14 protein-coding genes and 1 pseudogene are annotated in these 17,144 nt (G+C 37.4%); 7 read left to right on the forward strand and 8 right to left on the reverse strand.

The window, feature by feature from the left end; genetic code table 11:
- Nucleotides 1-40: 40 nt before the first annotated feature.
- The 4 genes and pseudogenes from ACOWPH_RS19540 to ACOWPH_RS19555 form a co-directional block, all read right to left on the reverse strand.
- Complete coding sequence (locus tag ACOWPH_RS19540; RefSeq protein WP_015217054.1) at nt 41-430, reverse strand: hypothetical protein; 390 nt, start codon at nt 428-430, stop codon at nt 41-43.
- A 277-nt stretch (nt 431-707) separates the two neighbouring features.
- Complete coding sequence (locus tag ACOWPH_RS19545; protein ID WP_015217055.1) at nt 708-1,085, reverse strand: hypothetical protein; 378 nt, start codon at nt 1,083-1,085, stop codon at nt 708-710.
- Between the two features lie 353 nt (nt 1,086-1,438).
- A complete protein-coding gene (locus tag ACOWPH_RS19550) occupies nt 1,439-3,127 on the reverse strand; it encodes a potassium channel family protein (RefSeq protein WP_015217056.1) in 1,689 nt (562 codons plus the stop codon).
- 269 nt (nt 3,128-3,396) lie between these two features.
- Nucleotides 3,397-5,725 (reverse strand): annotated as a pseudogene (locus ACOWPH_RS19555) (CHASE2 domain-containing protein).
- A gap of 819 nt (nt 5,726-6,544) precedes the next feature.
- Between ACOWPH_RS19555 and ACOWPH_RS19560 the strand changes: the two are divergent.
- Both ACOWPH_RS19560 and ACOWPH_RS19565 read left to right on the forward strand, forming a co-directional pair.
- Nucleotides 6,545-7,066, forward strand: a complete 522-nt coding sequence (locus ACOWPH_RS19560) for an NYN domain-containing protein (protein WP_015217058.1) — start codon at nt 6,545-6,547, stop codon at nt 7,064-7,066.
- Nucleotides 7,067-7,156: 90 nt separating this feature from the next.
- Nucleotides 7,157-8,749: a 2-isopropylmalate synthase gene (locus ACOWPH_RS19565; RefSeq protein WP_015217059.1), complete on the forward strand. Its 1,593-nt coding sequence runs from the start codon at nt 7,157-7,159 to the stop codon at nt 8,747-8,749.
- 40 nt (nt 8,750-8,789) lie between these two features.
- Here the strand turns inward: ACOWPH_RS19565 and ACOWPH_RS19570 are convergent, their stop codons facing one another.
- A complete protein-coding gene (locus tag ACOWPH_RS19570; protein WP_015217060.1) occupies nt 8,790-9,215 on the reverse strand; it encodes a DUF29 family protein in 426 nt (141 codons plus the stop codon).
- Nucleotides 9,216-9,311: 96 nt separating this feature from the next.
- Here ACOWPH_RS19570 and ACOWPH_RS19575 point away from each other — a divergent pair, with 96 nt between their 5' ends.
- From ACOWPH_RS19575 to ACOWPH_RS19585, 3 genes are read left to right on the forward strand one after another with little or no spacing between them, the layout of a single operon-like run.
- Nucleotides 9,312-10,616 carry an AAA family ATPase gene (locus ACOWPH_RS19575; RefSeq protein ID WP_015217061.1) on the forward strand — a complete coding sequence of 435 codons (1,305 nt, stop codon included), beginning with the start codon at nt 9,312-9,314 and terminating at the stop codon, nt 10,614-10,616.
- A 2-nt stretch (nt 10,617-10,618) separates the two neighbouring features.
- A complete protein-coding gene (locus tag ACOWPH_RS19580) occupies nt 10,619-11,365 on the forward strand; it encodes an HNH endonuclease (RefSeq protein ID WP_015217062.1) in 747 nt (248 codons plus the stop codon).
- Nucleotides 11,362-12,807 carry a RecQ family ATP-dependent DNA helicase gene (locus ACOWPH_RS19585; protein ID WP_015217063.1) on the forward strand — a complete coding sequence of 482 codons (1,446 nt, stop codon included), beginning with the start codon at nt 11,362-11,364 and terminating at the stop codon, nt 12,805-12,807. Before ACOWPH_RS19580 ends, ACOWPH_RS19585 begins: the two co-directional genes overlap by 4 nt.
- Nucleotides 12,808-12,912: 105 nt before the next feature.
- Here ACOWPH_RS19585 and ACOWPH_RS19590 read toward each other — a convergent pair whose 3' ends face one another.
- From ACOWPH_RS19590 to pheS, 3 genes are all read right to left on the reverse strand, one after another.
- Nucleotides 12,913-13,149, reverse strand: a complete 237-nt coding sequence (locus ACOWPH_RS19590; RefSeq protein ID WP_015217064.1) for a hypothetical protein — start codon at nt 13,147-13,149, stop codon at nt 12,913-12,915.
- A gap of 26 nt (nt 13,150-13,175) precedes the next feature.
- On the reverse strand, nt 13,176-13,577 hold the full coding sequence (locus tag ACOWPH_RS19595) for a putative toxin-antitoxin system toxin component, PIN family (protein WP_015217065.1): 402 nt from the start codon (nt 13,575-13,577) through the stop codon (nt 13,176-13,178).
- A gap of 84 nt (nt 13,578-13,661) precedes the next feature.
- Nucleotides 13,662-14,654 carry a phenylalanine--tRNA ligase subunit alpha gene (pheS, locus tag ACOWPH_RS19600; protein ID WP_015217066.1) on the reverse strand — a complete coding sequence of 331 codons (993 nt, stop codon included), beginning with the start codon at nt 14,652-14,654 and terminating at the stop codon, nt 13,662-13,664.
- A 416-nt stretch (nt 14,655-15,070) separates the two neighbouring features.
- On the opposite strand from pheS, the gene surE reads away from it, so the two are divergent.
- Together surE and ACOWPH_RS19610 are read left to right on the forward strand one after the other, a co-directional pair.
- Nucleotides 15,071-15,868, forward strand: a complete 798-nt coding sequence (surE, locus tag ACOWPH_RS19605; protein WP_015217067.1) for a 5'/3'-nucleotidase SurE — start codon at nt 15,071-15,073, stop codon at nt 15,866-15,868.
- 281 nt (nt 15,869-16,149) lie between these two features.
- Nucleotides 16,150-17,037, forward strand: coding sequence for an MBL fold metallo-hydrolase (locus tag ACOWPH_RS19610; protein ID WP_015217068.1), 888 nt, complete (start codon nt 16,150-16,152; stop codon nt 17,035-17,037).
- Nucleotides 17,038-17,144 lie beyond the last annotated feature (107 nt).

A 17,144-nucleotide genomic window follows, 5' to 3' on the forward strand; every position in this document is an offset into this window, starting at 1 on the left:
TTAACTTGAAATTTATCTTAATCAATATTCAATTTCTAATTTACGTCTGAAAACCCAAATTTTTCATCAATTCCATTAAAGAAACTCCGTGCAAATGTGCCAGATCTGCTAGATATTCAAAACGATGTGCTTGCAGTTGATCTATCTGTTCACTTAAACGTAATAACTCTCTATACTCCTCATCTGTCAGATTTTCTTCATCCGCTTTAGCTATTAATTGGTTGTAATAAATCTGAGTATTATCAGAAATATCTGGATTATTTTTGAGAAACAATTCAGCTTCTTCTTTAATCAATTTAGCGGCTTTTCTTTGGGTATGCAAAATAATGACTTGAGAGACGAATTTATCGAAATCTGGCTCGTTTAATTGTTGAACAGCTTGGAACAAAGCTTCTGAAGATAATTGAACTTCAAGTTTCACTGTTGACATTTTTTACATCTCGCCAGCTAATTTGTCAATATTCTATCAATAGACTGATGACAACAAGTATATATGGCGTTATGAATCCGTACAACTATTCCTTGAAATTATAAAAAATCATCAGAAGTTGATACTAATCATAAATGTTAAACAAGGTATCATTTTGATAAAGAATATTAAGATTATACAAAAAATTGTAAGTTATATTTATTTGTAAGTAGTGGATATGAACAATCAATCCACCCCTACAAATATTACTGTTAACAGAAAAGTACCTTAAAAAAGGTTAACCAAACCAGTGAGAGGGTTGACAACCCGGTTGAACTGTTTCACGAAGGTGATTACTAATCCAGTCTGATTTTTGTTGGATAATTGAAAATATACCTTGATGAATCAAATTTTGTAGATGTAAGTGTTGCCCTAGAGGATGACGTGGTAACTTTTGGTTGATAGAGTTATTTTGTTCATCTTCATGTATGGAAATTTGACTATCAGGAACTGCGCTATAAAAGCCAGGAAGACGATTGATAACAAAGGAAATTAGCTCTTGTCGTAAATCAGGAATTGCAAAAGCTTGTTGATAAGGTTCATACAGATATGTATCTAAAACACTTTCAATTTCACCGATGACTGATTGGTGGGATAACTTGACTACTGTTTCCATGATTTATTATCTCCTGATTGTTAATAATTTACACAACGAAAAAGCTATCTAAATGGTGTATTTTTATGATAAACATCTGGAAATTTTCCAGTATTAGACCTCATAACCTTATCTAAAAATTGTTTTTGGCAAAATTTTAGATATTTAATTATCCTATTTTTAGGTTAAATTTATACTCTTTTGAGTACAAGCTTAAAAATAGTATTCATTTAATTTTTGATATTATCGGTTTATAATTCTAATTATTTGAAATTTACAATTTTTTACAAAAAAATATACAAAACGCAGCATAAACTATTAGGGATCAATTTTGGTATTATTACCCTAACTTCCATGCAGTCAGATGGGGTAGTTCATCCTATTATCGGCTGCTGCTCTTCGCGCCATAACTGATATAACCGATTTGCAGGTATGGTCATGTACAAAATATCTCCTGCACTCAAATTGGTATCTAACAAATCCCAACCGTGTAAAGTTTGATGATTTGTCTCTACATACAAAGGTACAAAATCAGCAGACCTAGCTACATCTTTTACCCATTGACCACAAAAAGGATGTAACGGCGTAATCAAAGTAGCAAAAGCTACCCACAAACTATCGCCAATAATGCCATTACCAATAATTTTACCTCCTAGGGCAGCAGCAGCAAAAGCTGGTGCTGCTAATTCTGCAGGACTGAGTACAGCTTCAAAGTCAAATACCTGTTTTGTCATCCCTGCAAAATCAGGATCAGCATAATGAACAATCACAGGAATTTTCGGTGTTAAACCTTTAGCTTTGAGAGCAATTTCTAAATTAGTAGCATCGTTATTAGTAACAGCCAGAACAGCAGCTGCGGTATCTATATTACTTGTTTGTAGCGTTGTGCGGAAACTTGCATCTGCAAGAATAACAGGAATACTCATTCCCCTAGCAGCGTTGACAAATCTATTATTAGGATCTGTTTCAATTACTACTACTTCATATCCGCCAGCATGAAGTTGTTGAATAATTCTAATACCAATTCCACTCAAACCGCAAACAATATAATGATTACGTTGGGGAATTCTGGCAGCATCCCAAAATTGTTTGAGGCGAGTACCTAAAACGAAATCGGTGAGCATAGCATACCAAATACCAAAAACTGCTGCCCCAGCCAGCATCATAAAAACTGTAAATAATTTAATGCTATTGGGTGCTTGTTCTACAACTTTGTCATTACCACCAGCACCTGTAATCATGCCTACAGCAAAATATAAAGCATCAACAAATGAGATATTTAATTTAGCCGAAACATAGGTAAATGTGGCGAGTAAAATAATGACTATTAGCGCTATCGCCATGACGATTACTGATTGGGCGTGTTTCTGAAACTGCCGAACACTTGTGAAAATTTTCAGCAGTTTTCTTCCCCATGATTTACGAGGGAGATTGACACGAGGTTGAGAACCAATAATTAAGCGATCACCTACTTTCAATTTTTGTTCTGATAATACGGCAGATACTAAATTTATCTTCCCTAGCAAGGGTAAATAATAAATTAGCATCCGGGACTTATCTTCCCACAAATCACTTAGTTTATAACCTCTCCAAGGATGATCTTCATCAATATATTCTTCCTGAATTGGCCAAGTTTGATCAAATAACTTGATTTGCCCAATTGCTTGATTTCCCAGGGCGGCAAAGGTAAATACTGGTGCTGCTAAACCGACAACACTCATACTTAAATGATCTACAAGAGTTTGATCTAGGCGTTCGCTCAAGTTCGGATTATAGAAGCGATTAATAATCCGAATTTGGGGATTCAGTATCCGCGCCTGCATCATAATTGACAAATTTAATGCATCATCAGAGCTAGCAATTACTAAAGTATGTGCTTGCTCAATTCCTGCTGCTTTCAGGGTAGAAGCTGTGTATAATTCACCAATAATTACATCTCCCGTAGCTTCGCCAGGTATGGGTTTGCGATGAATACCAACAACGGAAGCACCCTGTTGTCTCAGCAAACGAAAGATTTTATATCCAGTACGTCCTAAGCCACAAACAATGATTCGAGGTTTCATGAAACAGCAGCATGATTTACAAGAAAGGCTGCATATAAGTCCTTTATTTCCATTGTTGCTTACTTGCGGAAGGGATAACTGTAGCAGAAAATACTATACAGCAGAATTCAGGAGTCAGGAGTCAGGAGTCAGAAGTAAAACTGGCTTTGTGTATAGGTTTCAATTTAGATTTTGTACCTCCTAACTACGCAAACTGCTATAAACTTAAATTGTGTCAATTTACAGATTTTGCTGCGGGGTAGTTTTATGTTTATCAAAAATACGTTCTCTCAAGAGATTCCTGTCCAAGGTGTGGTGGGAGAGTCAGTATCAAGCAAAGATAAATGATCTGTGGAATACTTTGTATGGAAGTTAATTTTGCTATCTTCACAAATTGGTAATTTATGCAGTTCATCTAATACTTCTAGCACAGATTGATATCGTTGTTTATAATCTTCAGAAATCATTTTATTGATAATTTCTGTCAAAGGCTGACTCACTATAGCTTTGTCTATCCATTTGACTTCGCCATCACTATCTCTTGCTAATTCGTGGGGAGAAATACCAGTTAAAGCCTTAATTCCAATCATGCCAATGGCGTAAATATCACTATTATATTTAGGACGACCAAAACATTGTTCGCTAGGTGCATAACCTTTAGTCCCAATACCGATTGTGAAGGCGGTTGAATCAAGACTTTCTGTTATTTGAGTACTAACTTCTTTGACTGCACCAAAGTCAATTAGTACGAGTTTCCAATCTGAGTGACGGCGGATAATATTGTTAGGTTTGATGTCTCGGTGAATCACACCATTTTCATGGACAAATCTTAAGATTAGCAATAGTTCTTTTAACAGAGTAATTGTTAAACTTTCTGTGATACACTTACCGGAAATTAATTCCTGATTTAAAGGATGTCCAAGTATGTATTCTTGCACTAAATAAAATTCTTTGTCTTCTTCAAAATATGCTAAAAGCTGAGGAATTTGATGGTGTGTTCCTAGTTTTTCCAGGGTTTTGGCTTCTGCACTAAATAAACGCCTAGCTAGTGCTAAACTTTCTGCTTTAGTTGTGGCTGGTTTTAGCTGCTTGACTACACATTGGGGGTTTCCAGGACGCTGTATATCTTCAGCTACATAAGTTTCACTAAATCCACCTGCACCTAAAACTTTAATAATTTTGTAGCGTGCGGCGAGTATTTTACCATTCAATGCTAAATCCCTTTGCTGAATTAGGTCTTTTAAGTCGTCTTGTTGGCTGATAATTTCTTGAATAATGGGAGAAGATTTGTATTTTTGGAAAATTAGGAATAATTTTTGTTTATTGATTTTTTCCCTAGCCACTTCAGTGACTAAATAAGAGAGTCCTGTGAGAGCGATCGCTATCATGGGTACTATAGTCGGGAACATCAGTTGACTATAGATAAAGCTGCTATAACTGATTGCTCCCCAAATACTAGCCAAAGCTATACTCAAAAAAAATCTCGAAACACCTCTTTTCTTGATGGTCACTATCACAGTTGCACCCCCTACAAGCAACAGCACAAATAGACCACGTAATATTGGACTTGTAATTGCTGTACCAATAGTTTTATTTTCCATCAAGGTAGCGATCGCATGAGCATGAATTTCTACTCCAGCCATAGGATCATGTGCTGAAACGGCTACTCGATGATAATCATTGCTTAGTTGCGATGTTGCACCAATTAGCACGATTTTATTTTGGAAAACCCTTCCCTGTTGTAAATAATTGTTCCAATTTTCTGAATCAAATACATACCAAAACGGCACTATCTTAAATCTATCGCCATTTCCCCAAAAATAAATGCGATCGCCCCTAGGTTGAGAATAATTCTCTTGTGCTGCTCCTAAAACTGCTTCCCCAAAAGAGGGTATTTTAGTTGTAATCACATTCTCTTGAGCTAAAAACTGGGAATATTCACTGGCCAATCGATGAACCTTACCATCCACCTCCACAGGAAAATTTACTGAACCAATAGACACAGAACCCATGCGAAACATTTCTTGCGGTTGGGTCAATTGCTGGAATGATCCTTGATGTGTCGTAAAATCTTCATAAACTGCGGCTAAGGTAACTTTATTCCCATATTTTTGTAAAACTGACTGTAATTGCTGATCATCAGCTTCACCATAACTACTTGGCCCATCAAAAACTATACCTAAAGCTACCGTACGCGCACCCGCTTTCATCAATTTACTAATCACTTGAGCATAGGCTGCACGTTGGTAAGGAAAAGATTTTAGTGGTTCTAAGTAGGCATACTGTTGAGGATCAGTCCTATAATACTGTTCAGGAATTGATATCGACTGATCATCAACTGCCAAAATCACAATATCTTGCGGTGCCGTTATTGGCCCACGTATTTGAAAAAAAGTAGTTAAAGCTTGAGTTTCTATCAGTTTCACCCCATCTCCACCAGAAGCACTCAGTACTGCTGCCAGTATTGCCGAAGTACCACTGAGCAGATGACCAAACATGCACCATTAGTTTAGACTGGTGTAACGAGGCAGTTAAATTTCCTTTTGTGAATTTACTTAACTGGTTCTGGGCAGCAGATAGCGATTTTTTAATTGAGGTCGATCTAGATTCTTCTGCCATATCGTGTTACTCATTAATTTAAGTACAACGCTTTTATTTATACACACAGCATCTAGTACTAACATCGGGAAATCAAACTCTTATACCTTATATCATTACTCAAGTATGCTTTAATTCCAATTAAACTTGCATTGTTACATTACCGCTAAAGAACTTCCCATCCAGATACTGCCCTACTTTCCTTGTGGCTAAATTCCTATCTGTGATTGTTGCACAGATATCTTCCAGATATGCTTCACCTTTGTGATTGGTGACGGTGAGATTTTATCCTAACTTTAGGACTCAACTCCACTAAAAGGACAGCAGGAAGAGACTAAACTTTTAGCCTTCTATCACTAACTGCTTCCTTCTTGATTTAGCAAAGTCCAGGCAAAAGGCAACTTCTGAACAATGGTATACTAGGCAACCTTGCCAGGAAGTCTTCTTTCTGTGGTTAAATCTTGATACTTACCAGAAACTTATTTCTGCTATTGAGGACAAAATCTATTGATGGGCATCAGCCTAGATCTTATTCCCAGCCCATACTATACCTCTTTAGGAGTAAACTTGATCGATATACAGATCACAATCCTGTAACTGGGTCGATTTTATTGGTAGATTTTGATCGTAGGGTATCTTGAAAAAAGTTGGAGGTTAAACAAGTTCAGTTAACGAGTATATCAAATTTAATGTTTTAGCCAATTTTATGCTTTGACAGAGGTAAGATAAAAGCTATACATGAAAACTACCTTTATAGATATTAGCGACCTTGCCAATTAAGAATTGCTATAATCTATTGTTCCATCTTACATTCTTATCTATTATTAGGTGTAAATTTCTATGGGTTCTCCAATGAATCGTCTGTCTATTTTTGTAGACGGAAACAATATGTTCTATGCTCAACAAAAAAATGGCTGGTTTTTTGATCCGCGACGGGTATTAGAATATTTCAAGAATGAGCAGTCAGACACAACATTAATTAATGCCTTTTGGTACACAGGCTTAAAAGATCCACAAGATCAACGCGGTTTTCGAGATGCACTGATTAGTTTGGGATATACAGTCCGCACCAAAATTCTTAAAGAATACTATGACGATGTTTCTGGTCGTTACTCGCAAAAAGCGAATTTAGATATTGAAATTGTTGTAGATATGTTTAATACAGTTGACCAGTATGACAGAGTTGTTTTATTTAGCGGTGATGGGGATTTTGAGAGAGCTATAGAACTATTACGTTCTAAAAATACTCATATTACAGTTGTATCAACAGAAGGGATGATTGCTAGAGAGTTGCGTAATGCTACTGACAGATATATAGACTTGAACGATATCAGAGACCAGATAGAAAAAACTGAAGCTTAGTAAAATTAATAATTATTTACAAAGCCAGAGTTAAAAAATAAAGTTCAAGGTATTTTAAGCCCACAGTCACAACTAAACAAACCAAAACCAATGAGCAATCAAGCAGACAGAATTATCATCTTTGATACGACACTGCGAGATGGGGAACAGTGTCCAGGAGCAACCTTAAACATTGACGAAAAGCTAATTATCGCTAAACAATTAGCTCGTTTAGGTGTAGATATAATTGAAGCTGGTTTTGCCTTCGCTAGTCCCGGCGATTTTGAAGCAATCAGCAAAATTGCCCAAACTGTGGGCATAGAAGATGGGCCTGTAATTTGTAGTTTAGCCAGAGCCAGACATGATGATATTAAAGCCGCAGCAGAAGCGATAAAACCAGCCGCTAAACGTAGGATTCATACATTTATTGCCACTTCCGATATCCATCTGCAATACAAGCTGAAAAAGACTAGGCCGGAAGTGATAGCCATTGCTGAAGAAATGGTAGCTTATGCCAAAACCTTCACCGATGATGTAGAATTTTCTCCTGAAGATGCAGGACGCTCTGACCCAGAATTTTTGTATCAAGTTTTAGAAAGAGCGATCGCAGCTGGTGCAACAACAGTTAACATTCCTGATACCGTGGGTTACACCACACCCAGCGAATTTGGCAACATCATCAAAGGCATTACAGAACACGTCCCCAACATCGACAAAGCCATTATTTCTGTTCACGGCCATAACGATTTAGGTTTAGCAGTTGCTAACTTCCTCGAAGCAGTTAAAAATGGTGCTAGACAATTAGAATGTACCATCAATGGCATTGGTGAACGCGCTGGAAATGCCGCTTTAGAAGAATTGGTAATGGCACTGCACGTCCGCCGGCAATATTTTAACCCCTTCTTTGGTAGACCTGCTGATTCTCAAGAATCATTAACTAATATTGACACCAAACAAATTTACAAAACTTCACGTCTTGTTTCCAACTTGACAGGAATGTTGGTGCAACCAAATAAAGCCATAGTTGGTGCAAATGCCTTTGCACACGAGTCTGGTATTCACCAAGATGGGGTGTTGAAAAATAAACTCACCTATGAGATTATGGATGCCCAATTGATTGGTTTAACAGACAATCAAATCGTCTTGGGTAAACATTCCGGTAGAAATGCCTTTGGGACTCGCTTGAAAGAATTGGGTTTTGAACTGTCAGAAACCGAATTAAATAAAGCCTTTGTGCGATTCAAAGAATTAGGAGATAAAAAGAAAGAAATCTCAGATTGGGATTTGGAAGCGATCGTTAACGACGAAATCCAACAAGCACCCGAACTATTCCGAGTCGAGTTAGTACAGGTTTCCTGCGGTAGCAACGCCAAACCTACCGCCACAGTCACACTCCGCACCCCCGACGGCGAAGAATTAACAGATGCTGCCATAGGTACAGGCCCAGTAGATGCAGTTTATAAAGCCATCAATCGGGTAGTAAATGTACCAAATGAATTGATTGAATTCTCTGTGCAATCTGTCACAGGCGGAATAGATGCCCTTGGAGAAGTAACCATCCGCTTGAAATATGAATCGCGTGTATTTTCAGGTCATGCAGCCAACACCGATATCATCGTTGCATCGGCTCAAGCCTACGTAAATGCACTAAATAGGCTGTACGGGGCTTTACAACAAAATCCCAAAGAAGAAGTAACAGCATAACAGTAGGGTGGGTTAGAAGGGGTAAGTTATCAATCCTGTACTAACCCACCTTTATCAATTCCAGCGCCTGAGTTAAAATTTCTTGTTTAACAACCATAGCTGCTAATTCTTCAGTTTCATAACGTCCTTCAAAAGCTTCTAGCGCCGCTCTTTTTAGTGCTACTTGATATCCTTGTTGGAAAATTTCCATTAATTCTGTTTGATTCAAGTAAACACCACCAGATTTGCGGCGCTTGTTAATTTTATTGATTTCCCGTACTGCATTTTCAATAGATATTTCCCAAGAACGGGTAGAACGTTTTTCAGCTTTTTGTTTGATTAAATGGATGAGTAGAATTACGCCATAACTATCAATTTTATTGATTTTATCACTTAGGCTCATTTCTTCCAATTCATCCACCAATAGTAAAGCTTCAGAAATTTTACCCTGTTCTAGGAGTTGTCTCAGTTCTAGTATTTCTTCCATGTTATTTGTGGAAATTTTGATTAGCAATTAATATTTATTATATTTTGAATTTATCATTAAACGTACTTTATGAAACTATATTTCTGAGGAATAATTATGAAAATACAACAGCTTGAACTTCAGAATTTTCGATGCTTTGAACATAAAATTTTTGAGTTCTCCGATCAATTTAACGTTATTATCGGTGATAATGGTACTGGTAAAACTGCATTTTGTGACGCGATAGGATTGATAATTGCAGTATTTATATATCGTCTTGCTGAGATTAGAGAAAATACATTTCAAGATAAAAGTCGAATCCAAGATTCAGATATTAGACAAGTTAGAAATCAGAAAATTGAATGGAAACTACCTGTTGGATTATTTTGTAAATCTATAATTAACGATGTTCAACTTCAATGGTCAACTACTCGTATAAATTCTAGAATAAATTCTATAAACCAATCTCTAAATATTCTCCAATTTGCAGATTATCTAAGAGAAAAAGTGAACAATTCTCAAAACATCAACCTTCCTTTAGTAGCATATTATGGAACAGGTAGGCTTTGGTGGAAGAGCCAGAATAATCAAGCGTTAGAGGATAATCAAGCGTTAGAGGATATGAGAAATTCACCAACAAGACAATCTCGTTTTTGGGGATACACAGAGTGTCTTGATCGTAGATCAAATTTAATTCTTGATTGGTTTAAATTTGAAATTCGCTTCGGAGAAGGATCTGTAACAACTCATCCAGCAATTTTAAATGCTCTATCTGTTTGTCAAATAGATAATTGGATTGAGATAAAATACGATGATCGTGAAGATAATTTAGTTGTGAGATCCCTGGATGGAAACTCCCAAATTTTTAATAAACTCAGCGATGGTGTAAAAAATATGGTTGCCATGGTTGCCGATATTGCTTATCGTGCAGCAGTCCTCAATCCTCATCTTGAATCTGAAGCTGCGCGACTTACACCAGGTATTGTACTGATTGATGAACTTGATTTACACCTTCATCCCAAATGGCAACGTCGAGTAGTCGAAGATTTAAAAAGAACATTTCCTAACATTCAATTTTTTGCAACTACCCATTCTGAACATATCATCCAATCTTTAAGAGACGGAGAACTTATTGATCTCAATAATCCAGATTTAATACCAGCAGATGAATATGAAAACAAAAATATAGAATACATAACAGAAAATGTTATGCACGTTCCTCATCCATATAGAAATGAACGATACGAAAGGATGATGAAAACAGCAGAAAGATACTATCAAATGTTAGAAAATGCTAATAATTCATCACCAGAAGAATTGGAAAAATTAAAAATGGAACTGGATGAATTAATAGAACCATATAGTGATGATGTTGCCTATCATGCTTTTTTAAAAATGGAACGTCTTGCTAGAGGATTATAAAAATGAGGCCAGTTATTCGAGGTAAGAATACTAAAGTTTTTAAAGATTATAAAAATGCACGAGGAGATTTAATTAATCAACTTGGTGAATACTGTTCTTACTGTGAAATGCGTATTGGCTCATCTATCGCTGTTGAACATATATTACCAAAAGCAAAAGAGCAATTTCCTGATGAAGAAACTAATTGGGAAAATTTGTGTTTAGCTTGTAATAACTGCAATTCAACTAAAAAAGGGGCTATGGATAAGAGATGGAACAGTTCATGGAAACATCTTCACATAACCTCTGCTAAAATAGCCGCTAGAAGTGAATTTTATTGGATTGATCAAGATAATACTTTTCGATGTGTAGAATATAGCCAAGGTGGATTGGTTACGATAAATCCTTCTTTAGGTATTGAAGAACAAAAAGTAGCACAAGCAACTATTGAAATGGTGGGACTTGATAAAACACCTAAGCCTGATATGCAAATGAAAGATCGCCGATGGATAAATCGGAAAGACGCTTGGGATACAGCAGAAAAATATTTAAAAATACTTCGTCAATATAATGATAAAGAATCACTAAAACAAATGCAAGATATCATCGTTAGTCATGCAGTTGATAAGGGATTTTTCTCAGTTTGGATGACAGTATTTAAAGATGATCCTGAAATGCTAAAACGTTTTATTTTTGCATTTCCGGGAACTGCTATAGATTGCTTTGATCAGGAAGGAAAGGCTATTCATCGTCCCAAGGCAAGAATATGAATCACCCCACCACATCATTAACCGAAATCCGCACCGCATTAAAACAAATCTGGGGTTATGAAGATTTTCGTCCTCCACAGGGAGAAATTGTCAAGAATTTATTATCACAAAAAGATGCTTTAATAATTATGCCTACAGGAGGCGGAAAGTCAATTTGCTTTCAACTTCCCGCATTATTAAAAACAGGATTAACTTTAGTAGTTTCTCCCTTGGTAGCACTAATGGAAAACCAAGTAGAAGAACTCAAACAGCAAAATCAAAAAGCTGCACTTTTACATAGTGAATTATCTACATCCCAACGTCGTACAACTTTGCAAGCTTTAGAAAAACAACAATTAAGATTATTATATTTATCACCAGAAACTTTATTGAGTCCCCCGGTTTGGGAAAAATTATCTCATCCCCAATTACAAATTAATGGAATTATCCTTGATGAAGCTCATTGTTTAGTACAATGGGGTGATACTTTTCGTCCAGCTTATCGACGTTTAGGTGCAGTCCGTCCAGCGTTATTAAAATCAAAACCACCAGGAACTAAAATTAGTTTAGCAGCTTTTACTGCAACTGCTGATCCTTCAGCCCAAAAGATTATTTCTACAGTTTTACAATTACAACAACCTGATAATTATAGACTTAATCCTTATCGGAATAATTTACATCTTAGTGTTAAAATTGCTTGGACACCAAAGGGAAGAAAACAACAATTATTAAAGTTTATTCAAAATCGACCAAATCAGGCTGGTTTAATTTATGTCCGCACTCGGAGAGATAGCGAGAATTTAGCCCAGTGGTTAACAGAAATAGGATATAAAACTGCTAGTTATCACGCAGGATTAGGTGCAACAGAAAGACGTGCCGTAGAAGCAAGTTGGTTAGGTGGAAAAATACCATTTGTGGTGTGTACCTGCGCCTTTGGGATGGGTATTAATAAAAGTGATGTGCGCTGGGTTATTCATTTTCATGCACCACATTTATTATCTGAATATGTGCAAGAAATAGGACGTGGAGGTAGAGATGGAAAACCAGCAGAAGCGTTAACTTTAATCAGTGAACCGACGGGATTTTTAGATGCTGATGATAAACAAAGACAGCAATTTTTTCAAGAACAAATGTTGAAGCAACAACAAAAAGCCCAACAATTAGCGAAAAAGTTACCACAACAGGGAGAAGTAACTGCTGTAACGCGACAATTTCCTGATGGTGCAATGGCGCTTTCTTTACTGCATAGTAGTGGACAATTACAATGGCTTGATCCTTTTCATTATACGATTTCTGTAAAGTCAGGAAGTCAGCCGCAAATGCAGTTACAAGCTGCGAAACAAATGAGTGAATATCTGAATACTAAAAAGTGTCGTTGGCAGTTTTTGTTAAATGCTTTTGGTTTTAGTAAAGAAGCTGAAAACTGGCGTTGTGGACATTGTGATAATTGTAAACATCAATAATTTTAGACTAGAGATTCTAAAAAAGGACGCATTCCCCCACTGTATTGTTGGATATATGGAATTTTTAGCACATATCAAATATGTTTACTTAATAAATATGATCAATCACAATTGATCATATTCATCTGGTTCTATATCAGGAACTTTATTTAAAACTTGCTGAAATTTATCCCAACTACCATGTTTAGCTTTTTCATCAATATAATCTTTTGTCATCCATGCTGAAACTTGTGCTGATAGTGCAATGGAAACAAGTTGTTCAAGAGACATATTTTCTTTGTTTGCTAAGGCTTCAACTTGTTTATATAAAGAATCAGGAATTTGCACGTTTAAGTTACTCATGATATTTCTCCTACGATTTGCAAAAATTATTTGGGTAATACAACTTTAATGCCAAATTTATCTGCTGGCTTTAAATCTTTTTGATTGTAAGTAATAATAAAATCAGCTTGTGATTCTACGGCTAAATCTATGATAAAGTCATCATTTGGATCGATGGCTATTGGTCGCCATAAATAAAAAATGGTACGTTTATTGGCAATGGCACAAATAGCTTCTATAATGTTATCAATATCTTCATCATTTAAAGTTAAGAGGTCTTTTTCTCGTTTGAGAATTGCTTCATACTCGAAGATTAAGGTAGTAGAAATATTTAATTGCCAACGGGTATCCTTAAGTATTGTTAAAAGCCTATAGGATGCGCCACGACTTGATATTAGTCCTGATAATAGCACATTTGTATCTAATACAATTTGGTATGGAATTGTCATTTTCTTATAGTTGCTGGACGCTTTTCACTGTTGGCACACGGCTTTGTTTGATATTGTAAAGGGCGGGGAAACCCCGCCCCTACGTTAAAACTGCTGCAAAAAGCGTAAGTCGCTATTATACAAACGGCGAATATCATCAATTTGATGTAACACCATCGCAAAACGTTCTACACCAAAACCGGCGGCAAAACCACTATAAACTTCTGGGTCATAACCCACTGATTTCAGTACATTTGGGTCAACCATTCCGCAACCCATGACCTCTAACCAGCGGCCATTCCACTGTAAATCTACCTCAGCAGAAGGTTCGGTAAAGGGGAAATAACTAGCCCGGAAGCGAATTGGTAAATCGCCAAACATTGCTTGCAAAAACATCTTTACAGTGCCTTTGAGGTCTGTAAAAGTCATTCCTTCATCGATCGCTAAAAGTTCAATTTGATGGAAAACTGCGGAGTGGGTCGCATCTACATCATCTCTTCGGTAAACTCGTCCTGGGGCCACAATCCGAAACGGTGGTTCTTCTTTTTCCATGTAGCGAATTTGCACCGATGAGGTATGAGTCCGCAGTAAATTACCATCTGGCAAGTAGAAAGTATCCTGCATATCACGGGCTGGATGGTCAGGAGGGGTATTCAGGGCTTCAAAATTGTAGTAATCTGTTTCCATCTCTGACCCTTGGGCGACGGTGTAACCCATACCGACGAAGATATCCAGCGCCTGATCAATGATGCCGTTGAGGGGATGTATGCGACCTTGGGGGCGGTAAATACCGGGCATTGTTACATCTAAAGTTTCAGCCTCTAGCTGTGCCTGAATTTGAGCAGATTCTAAAGCAGTGCGTTGCTGGTCGAGACTGTTTTGAATGGCTTCTTTCACTGTATTAGCGATCGCACCAATTTTGGGACGTTCCTCTGCACTCATCTGTCCCATACTGCGTAACAGCGCCCCCAATTGACCTTTTTTGCCCAAATAGTTAACTCTAAGTTCCTCTAGGCGTTCCAGGGTATCAGCAGATGCGATCGCACTTTCTCCCTCTTGTCGCAATGCTAAAAGTTGTTCCTCTAAATTGCTAGTCATTAGTTATTAGTCATTTGTGATTAGTCTATAGTTTATAGTCCCCAGCCACAGACAGAGGGCGTAAACGACCATGATTATATGGTATTATTTCCACCGCCCTAGTTTTTAGCGGAGACTCCTGCCTCTTTGTACTAGCATGGATATACAGCAGAATTCAGGAGTCAGAAGAGTTGTGAGTACCGAGTGCTTGACTCTCCTTCTTACTCATTACTCTGTACTGGCTTGGTGTCTGGCTTTGAATTTAGATTCTGTACATCATTGACCTGCAATCCGCTGTAAGACAATAGAATTTAACTTAGATCTCCCATAACAGAAATTTTATATTCTCTCTTGTGACCAAAAACACTGACAATAGACATTTAACTCATTATTAATGACTAATCACCAATTACCCAAGAACCAATGATCAATCACACATGAAATTATTAATTAGCAACGATGACGGTGTTTCCGCTTTGGGTATACGCACCTTAGCCGACTGTCTGGCACAAGCTGGTCATGACGTTACCGTAGTTTGTCCAGATAGAGAGCGATCAGCAACAGGACACGGATTAACCTTACATCAACCAATTCGTGCCGAAATAGTTGAATCTGTTTTTCATCCCGCCATCAAAGCTTGGGCTTGTGATGGGACACCTTCTGATTGTGTAAAATTAGCATTGTGGGCTTTGCTAGATTCTCCTCCTGACTTGGTGTTATCTGGAATTAACCAAGGTGCCAATTTAGGAACCGAAATTCTGTATTCAGGTACTGTTTCAGCGGCGATGGAAGGTATGATAGAAGGCATTCCTAGTATTGCGCTGAGTCTTACCAGTCATACCCACAGAGACTTTCACCCAGCTGCCAACTTTGCCAAACTCTTAGTTGAGCAGATAGCAGCAGCACCTTTGCCAGACTTAATGTTACTTAACGTCAATATTCCTCCCATAGCCTGGGAAGAAATTGCTGGTGTCACTCTCACTCGTCAGGGAGTACGTCGCTATGTTGATGTTTTCGACAAACGAGTTGATCCGCGTGGCAAAACTTATTACTGGTTAACTGGTGAGGTTTTAGAGGATGTCGAACCACCTGCTGGGTTAAATTTATCCCCAGATATTCCCATTGATGTCAATGTTGTCCGTAATAACTACATCAGTATTACTCCATTGCAATACAATCTTACCTATGCTAATGGACTGGATAAACTATCTACATGGGAGTTTAAATTTCCGTAAATTTTTCAGAGTCTGCTCAAAATTTAGTATTCATTAAATTTACCGCCGTACATCTGAAGTTGCGAATTTAGGAGATATACTGGGATAACTCAATACACATAAATTATGCTAGATCGAAAGTTGTAATATATATTATTACAATATAGTTACGATAAAAATTTATTAAGGTATACATTTTTACTAGTAGAATTGTTATACCCAAGGTTAGTCAGACAGCATAAACTGAAAAAATAAAAAGCATTTTTTGATCGATCGCCAGCTCAGTCCAGCAACCAACACCCATGTCTAGGATAGAGAATCAATTTACAGTTCAATTTTGGGGCGTTAGGGGCAGCATCCCCTGTCCAGGTTCAAATACCGTCCGTTATGGTGGTAATACTCCTTGCGTTGCAATGCAAGTGGGTGGTAAAAACTTAGTTTTTGATTGTGGTACGGGAGTACACGTTTTGGGACAATCTTTATTGCCCCAAATGCCAGTAGAAGGTCATATATTCTTCACCCACTCCCATTGGGATCATATGCAGGGGTTTCCTTTCTTTACCCCAGCCTTTATCAAAGGTAATAAGTTTCATATCTATGGAGCGATCGCACCCGATGGGTCAACCATTGAGCAACGGCTCAATGATCAAATGCTTCATCCCAACTTCCCCGTTCCATTGCAGATTATGCAGGCTAATCTGGAATTTCACAACATTAAAGCCGGCAAACCAATCTACATCGACGACATTATCATAGAAACTGCACCGTTAAACCATCCCGGTGAAGCCGTAGGATATAGAGTGAACTGGCGAGGTGGAGCCGCTGTTTACATCACAGATACAGAGCATTTTCCTGACAAATTAGATGAAAATATTCTCTGGCTATCACGGGATGCCGATATTTTAATTTACGATTCCACCTACACTGACGAAGAATACTATTCTCCAAAATCACCAAAAATTGGCTGGGGACACTCCACTTGGCAAGAAGCAGTCAAAATAGCACAAGCGGCCAACGTCAAAACCCTAGTTATTTACCACCATGATCCAGCCCACAACGATGATTTTTTAGATAATATAGGCAAACAAGCATTTGAAAAATTTCCTGGTGCAATCATGGCAAAGGAAGGATTAGTACTACCAATTCCTGTTTTAGATCCTGTATCAGAATCCTTACCTCTGAGCAAGTAAGTAAGTCTATCGTTGATAATTAAACAAACAAGTCTGTACACTTATTGACAAATATCTATAGGTGTATTATGTATAAGCCTAATAGACATCAACCGAATTTAAATATG

Source organism: Anabaena sp. PCC 7938 (genome assembly GCF_049315035.1).
Classification (GTDB): Bacteria; Cyanobacteriota; Cyanobacteriia; order Cyanobacteriales; family Nostocaceae; genus Anabaena; species Anabaena cylindrica.